This is a genomic window from Bradyrhizobium diazoefficiens (genome assembly GCF_016616235.1).
GTDB classification, from domain to species: domain Bacteria; phylum Pseudomonadota; class Alphaproteobacteria; order Rhizobiales; family Xanthobacteraceae; genus Bradyrhizobium; species Bradyrhizobium diazoefficiens_H.
In genome coordinates, this window is the sequence record NZ_CP067100.1 from 5,325,896 (window position 1) to 5,343,962 (window position 18,067).

General features: G+C 64.4%; 16 protein-coding genes. 8 read left to right on the forward strand and 8 right to left on the reverse strand.

Going from position 1 to position 18,067, the window contains the following annotated elements:
* Window positions 1–163: 163 nt before the first annotated feature.
* A complete protein-coding gene (gene ald / locus JJB99_RS25455) occupies window positions 164–1,279 on the reverse strand; it encodes an alanine dehydrogenase (protein ID WP_200495010.1) in 1,116 nt (371 codons plus the stop codon).
* A gap of 133 nt (window positions 1,280–1,412) precedes the next feature.
* On the opposite strand from ald, the gene JJB99_RS25460 reads away from it, so the two are divergent.
* From JJB99_RS25460 to JJB99_RS25485, 6 genes are all read left to right on the forward strand, one after another.
* Entirely contained in the window at window positions 1,413–1,892 is a 480-nt protein-coding gene (locus JJB99_RS25460) for an Lrp/AsnC family transcriptional regulator (protein WP_200495011.1), read from the forward strand.
* A gap of 149 nt (window positions 1,893–2,041) precedes the next feature.
* A complete protein-coding gene (locus JJB99_RS25465; RefSeq protein ID WP_200495012.1) occupies window positions 2,042–2,533 on the forward strand; it encodes a (2Fe-2S)-binding protein in 492 nt (163 codons plus the stop codon).
* Window positions 2,530–3,546 (forward strand): FAD binding domain-containing protein, encoded by a 1,017-nt coding sequence (locus tag JJB99_RS25470; protein WP_200495013.1) that lies wholly within the window; start codon window positions 2,530–2,532, stop codon window positions 3,544–3,546. Before JJB99_RS25465 ends, JJB99_RS25470 begins: the two co-directional genes overlap by 4 nt.
* An 8-nt stretch (window positions 3,547–3,554) precedes the next feature.
* Window positions 3,555–5,771: a xanthine dehydrogenase family protein molybdopterin-binding subunit gene (locus JJB99_RS25475; RefSeq protein ID WP_200500301.1), complete on the forward strand. Its 2,217-nt coding sequence runs from the start codon at window positions 3,555–3,557 to the stop codon at window positions 5,769–5,771.
* 116 nt (window positions 5,772–5,887) lie between these two features.
* The gene (locus tag JJB99_RS25480; RefSeq protein WP_200495014.1) at window positions 5,888–8,245 is read left to right on the forward strand and encodes an Orn/Lys/Arg decarboxylase N-terminal domain-containing protein; all 2,358 of its coding nucleotides are present in this window, start codon (window positions 5,888–5,890) and stop codon (window positions 8,243–8,245) included.
* Between the two features lie 6 nt (window positions 8,246–8,251).
* Window positions 8,252–8,827, forward strand: a complete 576-nt coding sequence (locus tag JJB99_RS25485) for a GNAT family N-acetyltransferase (protein WP_200495015.1) — start codon at window positions 8,252–8,254, stop codon at window positions 8,825–8,827.
* Window positions 8,828–8,945: 118 nt separating this feature from the next.
* Here JJB99_RS25485 and JJB99_RS25490 read toward each other — a convergent pair whose 3' ends face one another.
* Together JJB99_RS25490 and JJB99_RS25495 are read right to left on the reverse strand one after the other, a co-directional pair.
* Window positions 8,946–9,155 (reverse strand): hypothetical protein, encoded by a 210-nt coding sequence (locus JJB99_RS25490; RefSeq protein ID WP_200495016.1) that lies wholly within the window; start codon window positions 9,153–9,155, stop codon window positions 8,946–8,948.
* A gap of 212 nt (window positions 9,156–9,367) precedes the next feature.
* Complete coding sequence (locus JJB99_RS25495) at window positions 9,368–10,417, reverse strand: hydroxyacid dehydrogenase (RefSeq protein ID WP_200495017.1); 1,050 nt, start codon at window positions 10,415–10,417, stop codon at window positions 9,368–9,370.
* A gap of 246 nt (window positions 10,418–10,663) precedes the next feature.
* Here JJB99_RS25495 and JJB99_RS25500 point away from each other — a divergent pair, with 246 nt between their 5' ends.
* Window positions 10,664–11,224: a thiamine pyrophosphate-binding protein gene (locus JJB99_RS25500; protein WP_200495018.1), complete on the forward strand. Its 561-nt coding sequence runs from the start codon at window positions 10,664–10,666 to the stop codon at window positions 11,222–11,224.
* 8 nt (window positions 11,225–11,232) lie between these two features.
* Window positions 11,233–11,829, forward strand: coding sequence for a thiamine pyrophosphate-dependent enzyme (locus JJB99_RS25505; protein WP_200495019.1), 597 nt, complete (start codon window positions 11,233–11,235; stop codon window positions 11,827–11,829).
* A 72-nt stretch (window positions 11,830–11,901) separates the two neighbouring features.
* Here JJB99_RS25505 and JJB99_RS25510 read toward each other — a convergent pair whose 3' ends face one another.
* The 5 genes from JJB99_RS25510 to JJB99_RS25530 all read right to left on the reverse strand — a co-directional run bounded on the left by JJB99_RS25510 (window position 11,902) and on the right by JJB99_RS25530 (window position 18,038).
* Complete coding sequence (locus JJB99_RS25510; RefSeq protein WP_200495020.1) at window positions 11,902–12,285, reverse strand: DUF1236 domain-containing protein; 384 nt, start codon at window positions 12,283–12,285, stop codon at window positions 11,902–11,904.
* Window positions 12,286–12,397: 112 nt separating this feature from the next.
* Window positions 12,398–13,285 carry a 2-hydroxy-3-oxopropionate reductase gene (locus JJB99_RS25515; protein ID WP_200495021.1) on the reverse strand — a complete coding sequence of 296 codons (888 nt, stop codon included), beginning with the start codon at window positions 13,283–13,285 and terminating at the stop codon, window positions 12,398–12,400.
* 210 nt (window positions 13,286–13,495) lie between these two features.
* Window positions 13,496–14,281, reverse strand: coding sequence for a hydroxypyruvate isomerase (gene hyi, locus JJB99_RS25520; RefSeq protein ID WP_200495022.1), 786 nt, complete (start codon window positions 14,279–14,281; stop codon window positions 13,496–13,498).
* An 11-nt stretch (window positions 14,282–14,292) separates the two neighbouring features.
* On the reverse strand, window positions 14,293–16,083 hold the full coding sequence (gcl, locus tag JJB99_RS25525; protein WP_200495023.1) for a glyoxylate carboligase: 1,791 nt from the start codon (window positions 16,081–16,083) through the stop codon (window positions 14,293–14,295).
* A gap of 152 nt (window positions 16,084–16,235) precedes the next feature.
* Window positions 16,236–18,038, reverse strand: a complete 1,803-nt coding sequence (locus JJB99_RS25530) for an adenine deaminase (RefSeq protein WP_200495024.1) — start codon at window positions 18,036–18,038, stop codon at window positions 16,236–16,238.
* Between the last annotated feature and the right edge of the window lie 29 nt (window positions 18,039–18,067).

The window sequence follows — 18,067 nt, forward strand, 5'->3', positions numbered from 1 at the left end:
ATCAAATCCTGGATGGAATGTCGTCGTTTCGGCCCCAAACGGCAATGGAAGCGATTGGCGTTTTTGTCCCTCGACGGGGAAACTCCTTCCGTCGGGCACCCTCAAGGCAACGGTTTTGTTCTTTTGCCCGCCTTTGGGGCCCCGGAAGGTCCCTCGATCTTTCCTACGCCGCCAGCCCGCTCCCGACTGGCGCAAACTCCAGCCCGAGGCTCTCCGCCACCGCCTTGTTGGTGATGCGGCCGCGATGCACGTTGAGGCCGTTGCGCAAGTGCGGGTTTTCCAGCACCGCGGCAAAGCCCTTGTTCGCGAGCATCAGGCCGAACGGCAGCGTCGCGTTGTTCAGCGCCTGGCTCGACGTCACCGGCACTGCGCCGGGCATGTTGGCGACGCAGTAATGCACGACGCCGTCGACCTCGTAAGTCGGATCGGCATGCGTGGTCGGATGCGAAGTCTCGAAACAGCCGCCCTGATCGATCGCGACGTCGACCAGCACGGCGCCCGGCCGCATCGATCTCAGCATCGCGCGGGTGACGAGCTTTGGCGCGCTGGCGCCCGGGACCAGCACCGCACCGATCACGACGTCTGCGGCGAACACCTCCTCTTCGACCGACTGGATGGTCGAAAAGCGCGTTCGCACCCGCCCGGTGAAGAGATCATCTAGCTCACGCAACCGGGGGATCGAACGGTCGATCACGGTGACCTCGGCGCCAAGACCTGCGGCCATGCGCGCGGCCTGCGTTCCCACCACGCCCCCGCCGAGCACGACGACGCGGGCCGGCTTCACGCCGGGCACACCGCCCAGCAGCAATCCGCGGCCCCCGGAGGACCGCTTGAGCGCGGCGCCGGCGGCCTCGACGGCGAGGCGGCCGGCGACTTCGCTCATCGGCGCGAGCAGGGGGAGGTGACCGGCCGCGTCGGTGACGGTTTCATAGGCAATCGCAGTACAGCCGGAAGCGAGCAAACCCTTGGCCTGCTCGGGATCCGGCGCAAGATGGAGATAGGTGAACAGGATCTGGCTTTCGCGGAGCTGGACCCATTCGCTCTTCTGCGGCTCCTTCACCTTCACGATCATGTCGGATGCGGCGAAGATCTCGCGCGCGCTCCCGGCGATCGCGGCCCCTGCCCGCCGGTACACCTCATCCGACGCACCGATGCCGCTGCCGGCGCCGGTCTCGACCGTGACCTGATGCCCGGCCGCGACGTATTCGCGGACCGCGTCGGGAGTGAGCCCGACGCGATATTCCTGCACCTTGATCTCCCTGGGCACACCAACACGCATCTCGAGCTCCTCCAGATTCACCTCGTGATCGTAGCGGCGAGCCCGGTTTGGTTTCGTGCAAATATCCGTTAGGTTTGCCGCATGTGCGCCGGTTTCCGGCGCCGAAGCGCCCTTTCATGCTGGAAACAAAACCTTGGCCCTCGACCGGAAAGATCTCGCTATCCTTGCGGAACTCACGACCAATGCGCGCGCCAGCCACACCGAGCTCGCCAACAAGGTCGGTCTCTCCAGCACCGCGCTGGCGCGGCGGCAGAAGACACTGGAGGACGACGGCTACATCCAGGCCTACCAGGCCGCGCTCGATCTGGCGCAGTTCGGCCTCACCACCACCGTGCTGGTGCGCATTGCGCTGGAGAGCCAGAGCGACGAGGCGCTGAAGGCATTCGAGGCCGAGGTGGTGAAGTGCCCCTCCGTCGTGCGCTGCTTCCTGATGTCGGGCACCGACGACTACATCCTGATCGTGCTCGCCCGCGACATCCAGGATTTCGAGCGCATCCACCGCACCGAGCTGTCGCGCCTGCCGCGCGTCGCGCGCGTGCAATCGAGCTTCGCGCTGCGCGAGATCGTCAACCGCGCGGTGCCGACGGTGGTGTTCGGCGAGGCGAAGCGCTGATTGGCTGCTGCCGATAATCAAGCATTTCCTAGGAACAAAGGCAGCTAGCGCCCGTTAGGCGCTATCGCCCAGCGGAACTGCATGCGCCCGGAGGGCGTCGCAGGACGTGGCCGCTTGGCTTTCTCCGGCAGCGAGTGCGGATTTCCGACATGGCCGAAACTTCACGACAGATTCCCGAGCGCATTCCCGTCAATCTCATCGTCAACGGCAACAGACGCACGCTCGATCTTGCGCCTTGGACGACGCTGCTGGATGCCCTGCGCGACCATCTCGATTTGACCGGCACCAAAAAAGGGTGCGACCACGGCCAGTGCGGCGCCTGCACCGTGCTCGTCGATGGGCGCCGGGTCAATTCCTGCCTGACGCTTGCGGTGATGAAGGATGGCGCGGAGGTAACAACGATCGAGGGGCTCGGCCGCGACGGCGCGCTGCATCCCCTGCAACAGGCCTTCATCGACCATGATGCCTTTCAATGCGGCTACTGCACACCCGGGCAGATCTGCTCCGCAGCAGGGCTGCTGGCTGAGGGGCACGCCAAGAGCACCGACGATATTCGCGAACTAATGAGCGGCAATCTCTGCCGCTGCGGCGGCTATCCCAACATCGTCGCCGCGATCCAGCAGGCGATGGCTCAATCATGATCAATTTCCAGTATGCCCGCGCGACCGACGTCGCGGATGCGGTTCGCCTGCTCAATGCAGATGCGGGGGCCAAGCTGATTGCCGGCGGCACCAATCTAGTCGACCTGATGAAGGAGAACGTGGAGCGGCCCTCACGATTGGTCGATATCTCGCGCCTGCCGCTCAGGCAGGTCGAGCAGACAGCTGATGGCGGCCTGCTTGTCGGTGCGTTGGTGCCGAATTCCGATCTCGCCTATCACCCGCTGGTCGTGCGGAATTATCCCCTCCTCGGCAGCGCCATTCTCGCCGGCGCGTCGGCGCAGTTGCGCAACATGGCATCCGTCGGCGGCAATCTGATGCAGCGAACGCGCTGCGCCTATTTCTACGATACTGCCACGCCCTGCAACAAACGTCAGCCCGGTACGGGCTGCTCGGCGGCCGATGGCGTCAACCGCAATCACGCGATCCTTGGCACGAGCGCCTCCTGTATCGCGGTCTATCCATCTGACATGTGCGTGGCACTTGCGGCACTGGATGCGCGCGTGCACATCACCGGCCCTTCCGGCGACCGGACCATGCCGCTCGTCAATTTTCACCGTCTGCCCGGCGACACGCCGCATCTCGACACCAACCTGGCCGCGGGAGAGATCATCACCGCGATTGAGCTGCCGCCGCGCGGATTTGCGGAACGCTACAGCTATCTGAAGATCCGGGACCGGCTGTCCTATGCATTCGCGCTGGTCTCTGTCGCGGCCGCGCTGGAGCTGGATGGTCAGGATATCGCCGAGGCGCGCCTTGCGCTCGGCGGCGTCGCCCACAAGCCGTGGCGCAAGCTGGAAGCCGAAGCCCTGCTGCGCGGACAGGCGGCGATGGAAGCCAATTTCGCGCGCGCCGCGGATGCGCTGTTGCAGGGTGCCAAGGCCTACGCCCACAACGGTTTCAAGATCGCGCTTGCCCGCCGCGCTATCATTCGCACGCTTGCGCAAGCCGCAAATGCCACGCCGCAATCGCAATCCAACAAGAAGATCGCGTGAGGACACCGATGAATGCCTATGTCGGAACACCTACGTCTCGCGTCGACGGTCGCGCCAAGGTCACGGGCGCCGCAAAATATGCCGGCGAGTTCGCCGCCGAAGGACTTGTGCACGGCTTTGTGGTCGAAGCCACCATCCCACGTGGACGCATTTCGCGGCTGGACACGGCCGACGCCCTGAAAGTGACGGGCGTGCTGGACATCCTCACGCACGCCCATCGCCCAGCTCTGGCCGAGAAGGACGACGCCTGGAAGGACGAAGTCGCGCCGGAAAAAGGCTCGCCGTTCCGTCCGCTGTATGATGACAAGGTCAAGTTCAATGGCCAGCCCATCGCGCTGGTCCTTGCTGAGGATTCGGAGACGGCCCAATTCGCCGCGACCTTGCTCCATGTCGAGTATCAGCAGGACCCATCCTTCGCGACCGATCTCGAGCGCGAACGCGACAGGGCCTTCGAGGTCGAAAAGCCGCACAAGCCGCGCGGCGACGCTTCGAGCGCCCTCGCTGCGGCCGCGGTTATGCATCAGGCGGATTACGTCATCCCGACCGAGCACCACAATCCAATGGAGCTGTTTGCCTCGACGGTCGTGTATGAGCCCGGCGGCATGCTCACCGTTTACGACAAGACGCAGGGTGTCCAGAACGTCCAGAAATATCTGTGCGGCGCCTTGATGAAGGGGCCGGACGAGATCCGTGTCATCTCGCCCTATGTCGGCGGCGCTTTCGGGTCCGGACTGCGGCCGCAATATCAAGTCGTGCTGGCAAGCCTCGGCGCACTGGCGCTGAAGCGGCCGGTGCGCGTGGTCCTGACGCGGCAACAGATGTACGGCCTCGGCTTTCGTCCGGCAACCATCGAGCGCGTCGGCCTTGGCGCAAGCCCTGAGGGAACGCTGGATGCGATCGCGCATGAGGCGGTCGCGATCACATCGCGCTATGAAGAGTTTTCCCGTAATGATGCCGGCTGGGCGGATCAGCTCTACAAGAGCCCGAACACCCTCCTCACGCACAAGCTGGTGCCGCTCGACGTCTCCACGCCCTGCGATATGCGCGCGCCGGGCGCGGCGACGGGTGTCTGCGGGCTGGAATGCGCCATGGACGAGTTGGCGGTGGCTCTCAGGCTCGATCCGGTCGAACTGCGTTTGCGCTGCTATTCCGATCGCGATCAGAGCGGAGACCTTCCCTACACGAGCAAGCGGCTTCGCGAATGCTATCAACAGGGTGCCGACAGTTTTGGCTGGAGCAAACGTAATCCCGAGCCACGCGCCATGCGCGACGGCAACGAACTGGTCGGCTGGGGGATGGCCACGGGCGTGTGGGAAGCCCTCCAGATGCCGGTGGCGGCCCGTATCGTGCTGACCGCGAACGGACACGCCGAAGTTGCCTGCGCGGCGTCGGACATCGGCACCGGCACCTATACCATCGTGGCGCAGGTCGCTGCCGATGCGCTTGGCTTGCCGATCGAGAACATCAGCGTGAAGCTGGCCGATTCCACGCTGCCGCAGGCTCCGGTCGAAGGTGGCTCCTGGATGGCCGCCTCCGCCGCCCATGCGGTGCTCGCCGCAGCCGAGGAGGTGCGCGGCGAACTCTTGCGCCTTGCAAAGACAATACCCGGATCGCCGCTCGGTGATGCCGACGTCATCGACACCGTCCTCGCCGACGGCACCATCGCCAGTACCGGGGACAGGAGCCGTGCAGTCTCAATCACCGATGCGATGCGCTACGGCCATGTCGACCGTATCGAGAAGGAAAAACTGAATCAATTTACGGAGGACAAATCGCACGCTCGCAATGCGCATTCCGCGGTTTTCGCCGAGGTGAAGGTGGACGAACAGCTGGATGTCATCCGCGTGACCCGGATGGTCAATGCCGTCGCCGCAGGTCGGATATTGAACCCCAAGACCGCGCGCAGCCAGATCATGGGCGGTCTGGTCTGGGGCATCGGCATGGCGCTGCACGAAGAAACGGTGATGGATCACCGCTTCGGTCGCATCATGAACGCGAACATCGCCGAATACCATATCCCTGTGAACGCCGATGTTCACGAGATCGAGGTGATCTTTGCCGAAGAGCCCGATGCCCACATCAACACCCTCGGCGTCAAGGGATTGGGCGAAATAGGCCTGGTCGGCGTTCCCGCCGCGATCGCCAACGCTGTCTACCACGCCACCGGCAAGCGCATTCGCCGCTTCCCGATCACGCTGGACAAGCTGCTTGATGGAGCGGACTGAACCTGCGGCAACAAACCTCGGCTTTTTGCCGCAGACCTCGCAGGCACCTCGTCGCTGTCGTAAAACTGTCATCGAATGTGCAGAGACCTGTCGGTCTCGCACATCCGGGACAAGCCATGGACTATTTCAAGCGCTTCAACTTCCTGTTCGCCGCACCTGCGTTCGATGCCGACGACCTCGAAGGCCTCCGCTTCAACCAGATCATCGAGGAGATCCAGCGTTCCGGCTTCGAGGTGGTCCGGGCCCGCAAGCTGGAAGACGCCGAGATCGCGGTGCAGACCGATGCCGCGATCGGCTGCATGGTGGTGGACTGGGGCAAGAAAGGCCTGGAGGGCAAGACCTCGGCCCTGATCAACCTGATGCGGCGCCGCGGCCTCGACTTCCCGATGATCCTGTTGATCCGGCGCAAGCGCTTCGAGGACCTGCCGGTCGAGGTGCTCGACTTCATCGACGGCTATGTCTTCCTCTCCGAGGAGACGCCGACCTTCATTGCCAAGAACCTGATCAGCCGCCTCAAGCAATATGCCGAGACACTGAAGACGCCGTTCTTCGGTGCCCTCGTCGACTATGCCGAGGAAGGCAACCAGCTCTGGACCTGCCCGGGCCACAACGGCGGCGTGTTCTACAACCGCAGCCCGATCGGCCGGGTCTTCGTCGAGCATCTCGGCGAATCCGTGTTCCGCGACGACCTCGACAATTCCGTGCTCGATCTCGGCGACCTCCTCACCCACGAGGGGCCGGCGCTGCGGGCCCAGAAGGAAGCCGCGCAGATTTTTGGTGCGGAGAAGACCTATTTCGTGCTCAACGGCACCTCGACCTCGAACAAGGTCGCGCTCGGCGCCCTCGTCACCGACGGCGACCTCGTGCTGTTCGATCGCAACAACCACAAGGCCGCCCATCACGGCGCGCTGATGATCAATGGCGGCATCCCGGTCTATGTCCCGACGGTCCGCAACGCCTGGGGCCTGATCGGTCCGATGCGCTGGGACATGCTCGACGAGAAGGCCCTGCGCGAAGCGATCCGCAACCACCCGCTGGTGACGGACAAGGACGCCTGGCGCAAGGAGCGGCCGTTCCGCGTCGCCGTGGTCGAGCAGTGCACCTATGACGGCTCGATCCACAGCGCCGAGATGATCTTGAAGCGGATCGGCCATCTCTGCGAATATATCCTGTTCGACGAGGCCTGGGCCGGCTTTATGAAATTCCACCCGCTCTATGCCGGCCGCTTCGCCATGGGTCTGGCGAACCTGCCCCCCGAGGCACCCGGCATCATCGCGACCCAGTCGACCCACAAGCAGCTCGCGAGTTTCTCGCAGGCCTCGCAAATCCACATCAAAGACCGTCACATTCGCGGCCAGAAGCGCCGCATCGAACACCGCCGCTTCAACGAAAGCTTTATGCAGCACGCCTCGACCTCGCCGTTCTATCCGCTGTTCGCCTCGCTCGATGTCGGCGCGCAGATGATGAAGGGTCGCTCCGGCGAAGTGCTGTGGGACGACACGATCCGTCTCGGCATCGAGCTGCGCAAGAAGATCCGCGCGATGCGCCGGGAGTTCGAGGAAAAGGAGCAGAATCCGGACCGCCGCTGGTTCTTCGAGCCGTTCGTGCCCGATCGGGTCGCCATCCCCGACGTCAGCCGCCCTGGCGCCGCACATAACGTCGCCTGGGAATCGCTCTCCACCGACGAGCTCGCCACCAATCCCGCGCTCTGGCAGCTCTCTCCCGATACCAGCTGGCACGGCTTTCCCGATCTTGCGGAAGGCTTTGCCATGACCGACCCGAACAAGCTCACGTTGCTGACCCCCGGCTTCGACCGCGCTACCGGCGCCTATGCGGAGCACGGCATCCCAGCCCCGGTCGTCGCGCAATATTTGCGCGAGAACCGCATCGTTCCCGAGAAGAACGACCTCAACTCCCTGCTCTTCCTGCTCACGCCGGGCGTCGAGGCGAGTAAGGCCGGCACGTTGATTTCAGGTCTCGTCGCCTTCAAGAAGCTGCACGACGACAATGCGCCGCTCGCCGAGGTCATTCCGGAGTTCTACCAGCGGCGGCAGGCGCGCTATGCCGGCGTGCGGCTGCGCGATCTCTGCGGCGAGATGCACCGCTTCTTCCGCGCCGCCGATGTCAGCGCGCTCCAGGCGCGGCAGTTCATGCCGGAGCATATGCCGGAGATCGCGATGTCGCCCCGCGATGCCGCGCGGTACCTGTTCAAGAACGACGTCGACTATCTACCGATCGAGGCGATCGCGGGCCGCATCGCCACCACGCCGTTCGTGGTCTACCCGCCCGGCATCGCCACCATCGTGCCTGGCGAGCGGCTGACGGAACGGGCCAAGCCCATGGTGGATTATCTCAAGATGTTCGAGACTTGCTTCAACACCTTCCCGGGCTTCGATGTGGAAATCCAGGGCGTTTACAAGGAGATCGATGCACAGGGGCGCATCGGGCTCTATACTTACGTCGTTGCCGAGTAGGTGCCGATGAACGAAACGGCTGCGCGCGCAAGTGACGAACAGGTCTTGGTCAGGCCCTCGCGCGAGAGCGATGTCGAGGCGATGCTGGCGATCTATCGCCATCACGTCCGCAATGGCGTGCCGCGCGACGTCGAGGGAACCGGCGCACCCGAGCCGGACGACCTGCGCGACCGCCGCAAGAACCTGAAACAGACCCGCCTGCCACACCTGGTCGCGACCTGGCGCGGCGAGGTCGTCGGCTATTGCTATGCGGTGCTGTTCCGCAAGCGCCCGGCCTATCGCTACACCGCCAAGCACTCGATCTATGTCCACCACGAGCATCTCGGCCGCGGCGTCGGGCGGCTCTTGCTCGGCGAATTGATCGACGCCTGTGCCGCCGCCGGCTTCCGCCAGATGATCGGCTATATCGATGCCGACAATGCGCCCTCGCTGGCGCTGCACGAGAAGTTCGGCTTTGCGCGCGCCGGCCTGCTCTGCGGCGTCGCGTATCGCCACGGCCGCTGGTCCGATACCGTCATGGTGCAGCGCTCGCTCGGCGCAGGCGTCACCGCGCCGCCGCCCGTTGCGTCACCCGGACGCTAAAGCGCGATGAGATTTGGTTGAATCGTCCTCGCGCTTTAGATTGTTGTTTGCGCATGATCTTTCCGGAAAACCGCTTCGCACTTTTCCGGATCATGCTTTAGTTGGGCCTGCGCGGCCCTTACGACGGAAGGTCAGCCGAGTTCACCTGAATCCGGTCGGCATGCAGGGACCAATGATGCAAGGCCTGGTCCTTGCAGAATTTTGCTTTCGCCCGCTCTCTGGCTTCGTTCTCATCGCAGGCGTCGACCTCGAGGGTGCCCTGGCAAACCTCGATCTGCCGGCCGTGACCGAGCACGTCCTTCATGAACCTGACGACATAAGTGGACATGAGACCTCCTGCTGCCCCGGCGGCACTCTAATCCCATTTAGCCCGCAGGGGGGAAGGAGATTTTACGCGGATCAAGGTCGGCGATGGTTCCCTTGCCCATTTTTGCCATTCCGGGGCGGCTCAAAGAGCCGAACTCAGGTGCACAATTGCGCACCTGAGAATCTCGGGATTCCGGTTCGATGCTACCCATCGGCCCGGAATGACAAAGAAAGCTACCCTGGCGCCACCCCGAACGCCTGCTTGAACCGCTCGGCATAGCGCGGCCAGACTTCGGGATTGATGATGCGCGGCGGGCGCTTGCCGTCGAGCGTCTCCAGCACCTGCTCGGCGGCGATACGGCCCATGTTCTGGCGCGCCTCGATGGTGACGCCGGCCGTGTGCGGGCTTGCCAGCACGTTGTCGAACTGGAGCAGCGGATGCTCCGGCGGCGGCGGCTCCTTGGACCAGACGTCGAGGCCGGCGCCCGCGATGCGTTTGTCGCGCAGCGCCTGGAGCAGCGCATCCTCGTCGTGGATGAAACCGCGCGCGGTGGTGATGAAGTAGGCGTGCGGCTGCATTAGCCCAAACTCGCGCACGCTGATCATGTTGCGGCTGCCCTTGTTGAGGGGACAGGAGATCGAGACGAAATCGGCGCGGCGCAACAGCTCGTCGAGCTCGACCTTCTCGCCGCCCCGCTCGGCCATCACGTCGGCCGACAAATACGGGTCATAGGCCAGCACCTTCATGCCGAGCAGGCCCTTGCACAGTGCGGCAATCCTCTTGCCGACATTGCCGAGGCCGATGATGCCGACAGTTTTGTGCTCGACCTCGTTGCCGACGAGTTCGTTCCGGTTGACATCGCGCTCGCGGCGCAAGCGGCGGTCGGACTGGATGATGCGCTTGGACAGCGTCAGCATCATCGCCAGCGCATGTTCCGCGACGGAATGGGCGTTGCCGCCGGACTGGTTGACGACCACCACGCCCGCATCGGTGCAGGCCTCGACGTCGACAGGATCGAAGCCGGCGCCGTTGCTGGAGACCAGCAGCAGGTTCGGCGTGCGCTTCAGGAAGGCGGCATCGACATGGAAATGCGGGGCGAGCTCATCGCGGGCGGCGCCGATCTGGTAGACATGGGCCGCGCTCAGGATCGGCGCGTAAAAATCTTCGGGGCTCTCGTTCTCGATGCGATCGAGCCGGACGTCGGGGCGCGCCTTCAGGATGTCGATATAGATCGGGTTGGCGAGGTATTTGACATAGAAGATGCGCTTGCTGTTGACGGACATCAGGACCCTTCCGGCTCTCTCAGGAAGACCCGCAAGGCCAGCGCGAGCTGCGCCCCGTCCATACGTCCCTCCCGTCTCCTCGTTATCGCCGCTTATGACATGGCGGTGCCGGCGACGGCAGGCCGTCTGGCGCAGATCACGGTGCCGGCCCGGACATGTTGACAATCCCGCCCGCTCCGTCAAGTTCGGTAGACGGCCACGACAATGGCACGACCAAAAAACATGTGCGGCTCGAGGGAGAACGCAATGGCGACTGCGGAACAGCAGATCCAGGCGGCACAGGGGTCCAGCGAAAAAAGCTGGCACGGCATCGTCCTGCAGACGCTGAAGCGGAACGAGATCAGTCTCATCCCCTACGTGCCCGATCGCGTGCTGACGCCGCTGATCAAGAACCTGCACGCCGATCCCTACTTCACCACCTTTGCCACCGCCCGCGAGGAGGAAGCCGTCGGCATCGTCTCGGGTGCCTGGATGGGCGGGCGGCGCGGCGCGGTGCTGATGCAGACCTCGGGCTTTGCCACGCTCGCCAATGTGCTGGCCTCGCTGGCGGTGCCCTACCAGATCCCACTGATCATGTTCGTGTCCGAACGCGGCACGCTCGGCGAGTTCAATTACGGCCAGTCGCTGGTCTGCCGCACCATGCGCCCCGTGCTGGACTCGCTCGCGCTCGAGCACCACACCATCACCCGGCTCGACGAGTTCGAATTCATCGCCGATCGCTCGATCAAGCAGGCCGTGACCACGCAGGCGCCGGTGGCGCTGATCCTCAACCCGCTGCTCACGGGCGGCAAGGTTTTCGACAAGTGAGTCCGGCCATGACTACACGCAACACCAAAGTGATGAACCGCTACGACGTCACGTCGCGCCTGATTGGAAAGCTCAAGCATGAAGAAGCCGTGATCGGCGGCATCGGCAACACCAATTTCGACCTCTGGGCCGCCGGCCACCGCCCGCAGAATTTTTACATGCTCGGCAGCATGGGTCTCGCCTTCCCGATCGCGCTGGGCGTTGCGCTGGCGCAGCCCGACCGCCGCATCTTCGCGCTCGAAGGCGACGGCTCGCTCCTGATGCAGCTCGGTGCCCTCTCGACCATTGCGGCGTTGAAGCCGAAGAATCTGATCATGATCGTGATGGACAACGGCATCTACCAGATTACCGGCGCGCAGCCGACACCGGCTGCGAGTGTGGCCGACATCGTCGCCATCGCCATCGGCTCGGGGCTCGCCAACAGCGCCTGGGCCGCCGACGAGGAGGATTTCGAGCGCCTGGTCGACGAGGCGATGTCCCGCTCCGAGCCGAGCTTTATTGCGATCCGCATCGACGACAAGCCGGGCGTCGGCACCACGCGCCGGGATCCCGTGCAGATCCGGGAGCGCTTCATGCATGGCCTCGGCGTGCGCGAGCCACTCTGACGTCCAGTCGTTGACAAAACCCCGCGGAGAGTCACTCCGCGGGCCCGATATTCCGATCGCTGCCTTACGCGATCAATCGATGATCTTGACGACGCGGCGCGTGCGCGGCTCGACGATCACGCGGCGGTCGTTCACGACGGCATAACGATACTGGGTGTAATTTGGCACGGGGCGCAGCACCACGGTCGGCGGCAGCGGCTCGCCGACGACGACGCGCTCGTGCACCACCACAGAATCATCACGCGGGATACCGCCCAGAATAGCGTTCGGAATCTCTAGCCCAGCGCCGACGGCCGCACCGACGGTGCCGCCGACCGCGGCGCCAACAGGGCCGCCGATATCGCCGCCCGCACGCGCGCCGTTCGCGGCGCCCTCGACGGTCGTCGACTGGGCAAAGGCTGCGCTCGACGCCAGCAGCGACGCGGCAGCCAACGAAATCGCAAGACGGGTTTTCATATCCACACTCTCCAGTGTTGTTGTGCGGCTTCAACCGCGGGGCGGGATCATTGTTCCGGTTCCGCTGTGATGAAAGAAGCATCACGTCTAGAGAGTGTTACCGCGTAACAGTTCAAACCGCCGCGATCTCGTGCCCCGCCATCAGTTCCAGCGCCCGCACCATCGCCGAGTGATCCCAGCCCTTACCGCCGTGCGCGGTGCAGGACGAGAACAATTGCTGCGCCACCGCCGTGCTCGGCAGCGACAGGCCGAGCGCGCGAGCGCCTTCGAGCGCGAGGTTGAGATCCTTCTGATGCAGCTCGATGCGGAAGCCGGGTTCGAAATTGCGCTTCACCATGCGCTCGCCGTGCACCTCGAGAATCCGCGACGAGGCGAAGCCGCCCATCAGGGCCTTGCGCACCAGCGCGGGATCGGCACCGGCTTTCGATGCGAACAGCAGCGCCTCGCTCACCGCCTCGATCGTCAGTGCCACGATGATCTGGTTCGCGACCTTGGTGGTTTGGCCGTCGCCATTGGCGCCGACATGGGTGACGTTCTTGCCCATCTTGCTGAACACGCCCTTCATGGTGTTGAAGGCGCGCTCCGGGCCGCCGACCATGATGGTGAGACTCGCGGCTTTCGCGCCGACCTCACCGCCCGAGACCGGCGCGTCGAGATAGTCCGCGCCGAGCGCCTCGATCTTCCTGGCGAATTCCTTGGTCGCCAGCGGCGAGATCGAGCTCATGTCGACGACGATCTTACCCTTGGAGATGCCGCTCGCGACGCCGTCCTTGCCGAACAGCACGGCCTCCACATGCGGCGTATCCGGCACCATGATGATGACGGCATCCGCCTCCTCCGCGACCTCCTTGGCCGACTTGCAGGCGACACCGCCGGACGCGATCAGCTCCGGCGCGACCGGTGCGACGTCATGCAGGAGCACACGATGGCCCGCGGCCAGAAGATGGCCGGCCATCGGCCGTCCCATGGTGCCAAGTCCGATGAAGCCGATGTCGATCATGATGTGCTTTCCCAGATTATGTTGGCTAAATCGATCCGCGGACTCGGTACACCTCTCCCCCTTGCGGGAGAGGTCGGCACGCAGTGCCGGGTGACGGTTTCTCTCCTCTTGGGGATTCTCGATGCATCTCGCGCGAGTCCCATCGCGGAGGCACCCTCACCCCAGCCCTCTCCCGCACAAGCGGGAGAGGAAGCGCACCTCCGCTGTGTCTCACGTCTCAAACGACTGCGCGGCGTGCCAGGACAGGCCTTCCAGCGTCGTGGTGCGCGGCTTGTACTCGCAGCCGATCCAGCCGCGATAGCCGATCGCGTCGAGGTGACGGAACAGGAAGGGATAGTTGATCTCGCCGGTGCCGGGCTCATGCCGGCCGGGATTGTCGGCAAGCTGGATGTGCGCGATCTCAGGCAGATATTCCTGCATGGTGCGGGCGAGATCACCCTCCATGATCTGCATGTGATAGATGTCGTACTGGACGAACAGATTGTTCGACCGCACCTCGGAGATCAGCTGCACCGCCTGCTCGGTGCCGTTGAGGAAGAAGCCGGGGATGTCGAGCGTGTTGATCGGCTCGACCAGCAGCTTGATATTCTCGCGGGCCAGCGTCGAGGCCGCGAAGCGCAAATTCCCGACCAGCGTCTCGTTCAGCTCGCGCGGATCGGCATCATCAGGTGCGATGCCGACGAGACAGTTGAGCTGGTCGCAATCGAGCGCCTTGGCATAGTCGATGGCGCGGAACACGCCATCGCGGAATTCGGCAACGCGATCGGGCAGGATCGCAATGCCACGCTCGCCGCCGGCCCAGTTGCCTGCGGGCAGATTGTGCAGCACCTGGGTCAGGCCATGAGCCTCGAGCTGCTCGCGCAGCTGCGCCTTCTCGAAATCATAGGGAAAGAGATACTCGACCCCGGCAAAGCCTGCCGCCTTCGCCGCAGCGAAGCGGTCGGTGAACGGCATCTCGTTGAAGAGCATGGTGAGGTTGGCGGCAAATTTCGGCATGATGCTCTCCCCTATTCCGCCGGCTGCAGCACGCCGGGCCTGACGGTCCCGACCTCGTCCAGCGGCAGGTCCAGCACCTCCTCGAACTCGACGATGTTGTCGATCTCGGTCCCCATCGCGATGTTGGTGACGCGTTCGAGGATGAACTCGACCACCACGGGCACGCGATGCTTGGCCATCAGCTCGCGCGCGGTGGCGAATGCCGCCTGCGCATCTTTGGGATCGGTGACGCGGATCGCCTTGCAGCCGAGGCCTTCGGCCACCGCCACATGGTCGACGCCGTAGCCACCGAGCTCGGGCGCGTTGATGTTCTCGAACGAGAGCTGGACCTGATAGTCCATATCAAAGCCGCGCTGGGCCTGGCGGATCAGGCCGAGATAGGAATTGTTCACGACGATGTGGATGTAGGGCAGATTGAACTGCGCCCCGACCGCGAGCTCCTCGATCAGGAACTGGAAGTCGTAGTCGCCCGACAGCGCGACGATCTCGCGATCCGGGCACGCCGCGCGTACGCCGAGCGCCGCCGGCAGGGTCCAGCCGAGCGGGCCCGCCTGCCCGGCATTGATCCAGTTGCGCGGCTTGTAGACGCCCAGGAACTGGGCGCCGGCGATCTGCGACAGGCCGATCACGGTGACATAGGTGGTGTCGCGGCCGAACGCCTTGTTCATCTCCTCATAGACGCGCTGCGGCTTGATCGGGACGTTGTCGAAATGGCTTTTGCGCAGCATCGTCTTCTTGCGATCGCGGCAAGACGCGGGCCACGCCTGGCGCTCGCGAAGCCTGCCTGACCGGCGCCACTCCCTGGCGACGGTGACGAAGAGTTCGAGCGCGGCCTTGGCGTCCGAGACGATGCCAAGGTCGGGATTGAACACGCGCCCGATCTGGGTCGGCTCGATGTCAACATGCACGAAGGTGCGGCCCTTGGTGTAGGTCTCGACTGAGCCGGTGTGGCGGTTGGCCCAGCGGTTGCCGATGCCGAGCACGAAGTCGGATTCCAGCAGCGTGGCGTTGCCATAGCGGTGGCTAGTCTGGAGGCCGACCATGCCGGCCATCAGCACGTGGTCGTCGGGGATCGCGCCCCATCCCATCAGCGTCGGGACGACGGGCACATTCGCGATCTCGGCGAACTCCACCAGCAGATCGGAAGCATCGGCATTGATGATGCCGCCGCCCGCGACGATCAGCGGGCGCTCGGCGGCATTGAGCATCTCCAGCGCCTTCTCGACCTGCTTGCGGGTCGCGGCCGGCTTGTAGACCGGCAGCGGCTCATAGGTCTCGTCATCGAACTCGATCTCGGCGAGTTGCACGTCGAGCGGCATGTCGATCAGCACCGGCCCCGGCCGGCCCGAGCGCATGACGTGGAAGGCCTGGCTGAACACGCGCGGCACCAGCGCCGGCTCGCGCACCGTCACCGCCCACTTCGTCACCGGCTTGGCGATCGACTCGATGTCGACGGCCTGGAAATCCTCCTTGTAGAGCCGAGCGCGCGGCGCCTGCCCGGTGATGCAGAGGATCGGAATGGAATCGGCGATCGCCGAATAGAGCCCGGTGATCATATCGGTGCCGGCCGGCCCGGAGGTGCCGATGCAGACGCCGATATTGCCGGTCTTGGCCCGCGTATAGCCCTCCGCCATGTGCGAGGCGCCCTCGACGTGGCGCGCGAGGATGTGTCGGATCGACCCCCGCTTCTTCAGCGCCGAGTAAAGCGGATTGATCGCGGCCCCGGGAACACCGAAGGCCGTCGAGATGCCTTCCTTCTCCAGGATACGCACGGCCGCATCGATTGCTCGCATCTTCGCCATATCGGACCTCGCTTTGGCTTAAGTCAGCGAGCGAGATCATCGGGTGTGCAGAAGCCGATCTCAACGAGATCGATTTTATTTTCCACGATGCGGCAGCCGGGGAAAAATCCCGGATTTCTCAAGCAGTTATGTTGATAGACGCATGAAAGAAATCACTCAAACAACGGCGCCAGCTCCATCTGCGGCACCAGCACGAGGCCCTTGTCGGTGATCCGGATTTCCGGAATGACCGATAGCGGAATCAAATTGAAACCCATGTAGGGGATGGTGCAACCGGCTTCGGTCCACTCTTTCTTCAGGGCCTTAACCTCTTCGGCTACTTCAGTGACGCGTTTGTCGGACAAGAGGCCCGCGATCGGTAGCGGCACCAGCGCCCTCACCTTGCCGTCGGCGACAACGCAGACGCCGCCCTGCTTTTCCTTGATGGCAGAGATCGCGACTTGCATGTCCGGTTCATTTGTTCCGGCCACGATGATGTTGTGGCTGTCGTGGCCGACGCTGGAGGCCACCGCCCCGCGTTTGAGACCGAAATTCTTGAGCAGGCCATGGGCGACGTTGCCGGACGACTTGCCGTGGCGCTCGACCACCGCGACGAAGCAGAGGCCGTAGCGCGCGAACAGCGACGGCCAGTCGTTGGCCGGCTCGATCGCAACTTTCTCGTGGATCAGCGTGATGCCGGGCAGCGCGGTCTTGATGGCATTGACGGTGCAGGCCTTCGCCGGCAGCTCCGGCGTCAACTTCATCTTCTCCGGCAATTTGACTGTCGCATAAGCCGCCTTCGGATATTGATAGCGCTGCGACAGCGCCTGATCGAGAAGCGGCGTGATCTTGCGGTTCTCGACGACAAGCTCGCCGCCATACCAGGTGCATTGCGGCTTCAGCTGGTCGTCCATCAGCACGAGATCGGCGCGGCGGCCGCCGCCGAGCCCGCCGATGTCACCCTCCATGCCGAACCGCGTGGCGCCATGCAGCGAGCCCATCGACCAGGCCTGCTCCGGCGCCATCCCCGCTTTCACGGCTTCGCGCACCACCCAGTCGAGTCCGAACAGCAGCAAATCGTCGGCATCGCGATCGTCGGTGCAGACGGCCGCACGCTTGTGCGAGGCTCCGAGCTCGGTGATCGTCCGGATCGCCTGCGGCAGCGAATGCCAGGGCGTGGTCGGCGGGCCGCCGCGCAAAAACACCCAAACGCCGGCATCGAGCAGGTCGTCGGCAATGTCGCGGTCGATCGCTTCATGGGTGTCGGTGACGCCGCTCGCCGCGTAGGCCGCGACGAATTCGCGGCCATAAACATGGCCGGACACCGGACGACCGCGCTTCAGTGCGGCGGCAAGAATGGCGTGGCTACGCTCGTCGCCCATCGCTACCGGCACAAAATCCATCTTCTCGCCGAGCGCGACCGCTTCGGGCCAGCGATCGAACAGGCCGGCGATCTTGTCCGGCGTGAGATCGCCGCCTGCGGTCTCGAGGTCGGCCGAGGTCGCCGGCACGGTGCTCGGCACCGTCAAAAAGATCGAGAGCGGCGCCTCGCGCGCATCTTCCAGCATCGCCTCGACGCCTGCGACGTCCATGACGTTGCCGATCTCGTGACTGTCGCAGAAGATCGTGGTGGTACCATTGAGCAGCGCGGCCTCGGCATAGGCGCAGGCTGTCACCATCGAGGATTCGATGTGGATGTGCGGATCGACCAGCCCCGGCGCGATGATGCCGCCGGCCGCGTCGTAAATGGCGACCTCGCTCCAGGCCTTCTTTGCAGTGCCTGCCGGTTTCACCGCCGCGATGCGGCCGCCAGTGCTCCAGACCTCGCGACCGGGACGGATGCGCTCCGAATAGGTGGAGAGCACCCGCGCGCCCGTGACGACGAGATCGGGCGCGGCGCGCGCCGAGGCAACATCGGCAAGGCGCCGCGTCATGCTGTGCAGCGGTGCGACGGCAAAACGGCTGAGCTTGGGCATGGGGCTCTCGCGAAGATGGGACAGCCCAG

Excerpts from the sequence above, each read along its gene's own strand:
- gcl (WP_200495023.1), bottom strand. The coding sequence starts at position 16,083 with ATGGCGAAGATGCGAGCAATCGATGCGGCCGTGCGTATCCTGGAGAAG.
- JJB99_RS25490 (WP_200495016.1), bottom strand. The coding sequence starts at position 9,155 with ATGTCCACTTATGTCGTCAGGTTCATGAAGGACGTGCTCGGTCACGGC.
- JJB99_RS25510 (WP_200495020.1), bottom strand. The coding sequence starts at position 12,285 with ATGAAAACCCGTCTTGCGATTTCGTTGGCTGCCGCGTCGCTGCTGGCG.
- JJB99_RS25485 (WP_200495015.1), top strand. The coding sequence starts at position 8,252 with ATGAACGAAACGGCTGCGCGCGCAAGTGACGAACAGGTCTTGGTCAGG.
- JJB99_RS25495 (WP_200495017.1), bottom strand. The coding sequence starts at position 10,417 with ATGTCCGTCAACAGCAAGCGCATCTTCTATGTCAAATACCTCGCCAAC.
- JJB99_RS25465 (WP_200495012.1), top strand. The coding sequence starts at position 2,042 with ATGGCCGAAACTTCACGACAGATTCCCGAGCGCATTCCCGTCAATCTC.
- ald (WP_200495010.1), bottom strand. The coding sequence starts at position 1,279 with ATGCGTGTTGGTGTGCCCAGGGAGATCAAGGTGCAGGAATATCGCGTC.
- hyi (WP_200495022.1), bottom strand. The coding sequence starts at position 14,281 with ATGCCGAAATTTGCCGCCAACCTCACCATGCTCTTCAACGAGATGCCG.
- JJB99_RS25530 (WP_200495024.1), bottom strand. The coding sequence starts at position 18,038 with ATGCCCAAGCTCAGCCGTTTTGCCGTCGCACCGCTGCACAGCATGACG.
- JJB99_RS25480 (WP_200495014.1), top strand. The coding sequence starts at position 5,888 with ATGGACTATTTCAAGCGCTTCAACTTCCTGTTCGCCGCACCTGCGTTC.
- JJB99_RS25500 (WP_200495018.1), top strand. The coding sequence starts at position 10,664 with ATGGCGACTGCGGAACAGCAGATCCAGGCGGCACAGGGGTCCAGCGAA.
- JJB99_RS25515 (WP_200495021.1), bottom strand. The coding sequence starts at position 13,285 with ATGATCGACATCGGCTTCATCGGACTTGGCACCATGGGACGGCCGATG.
- JJB99_RS25505 (WP_200495019.1), top strand. The coding sequence starts at position 11,233 with ATGACTACACGCAACACCAAAGTGATGAACCGCTACGACGTCACGTCG.
- JJB99_RS25470 (WP_200495013.1), top strand. The coding sequence starts at position 2,530 with ATGATCAATTTCCAGTATGCCCGCGCGACCGACGTCGCGGATGCGGTT.
- JJB99_RS25475 (WP_200500301.1), top strand. The coding sequence starts at position 3,555 with ATGAATGCCTATGTCGGAACACCTACGTCTCGCGTCGACGGTCGCGCC.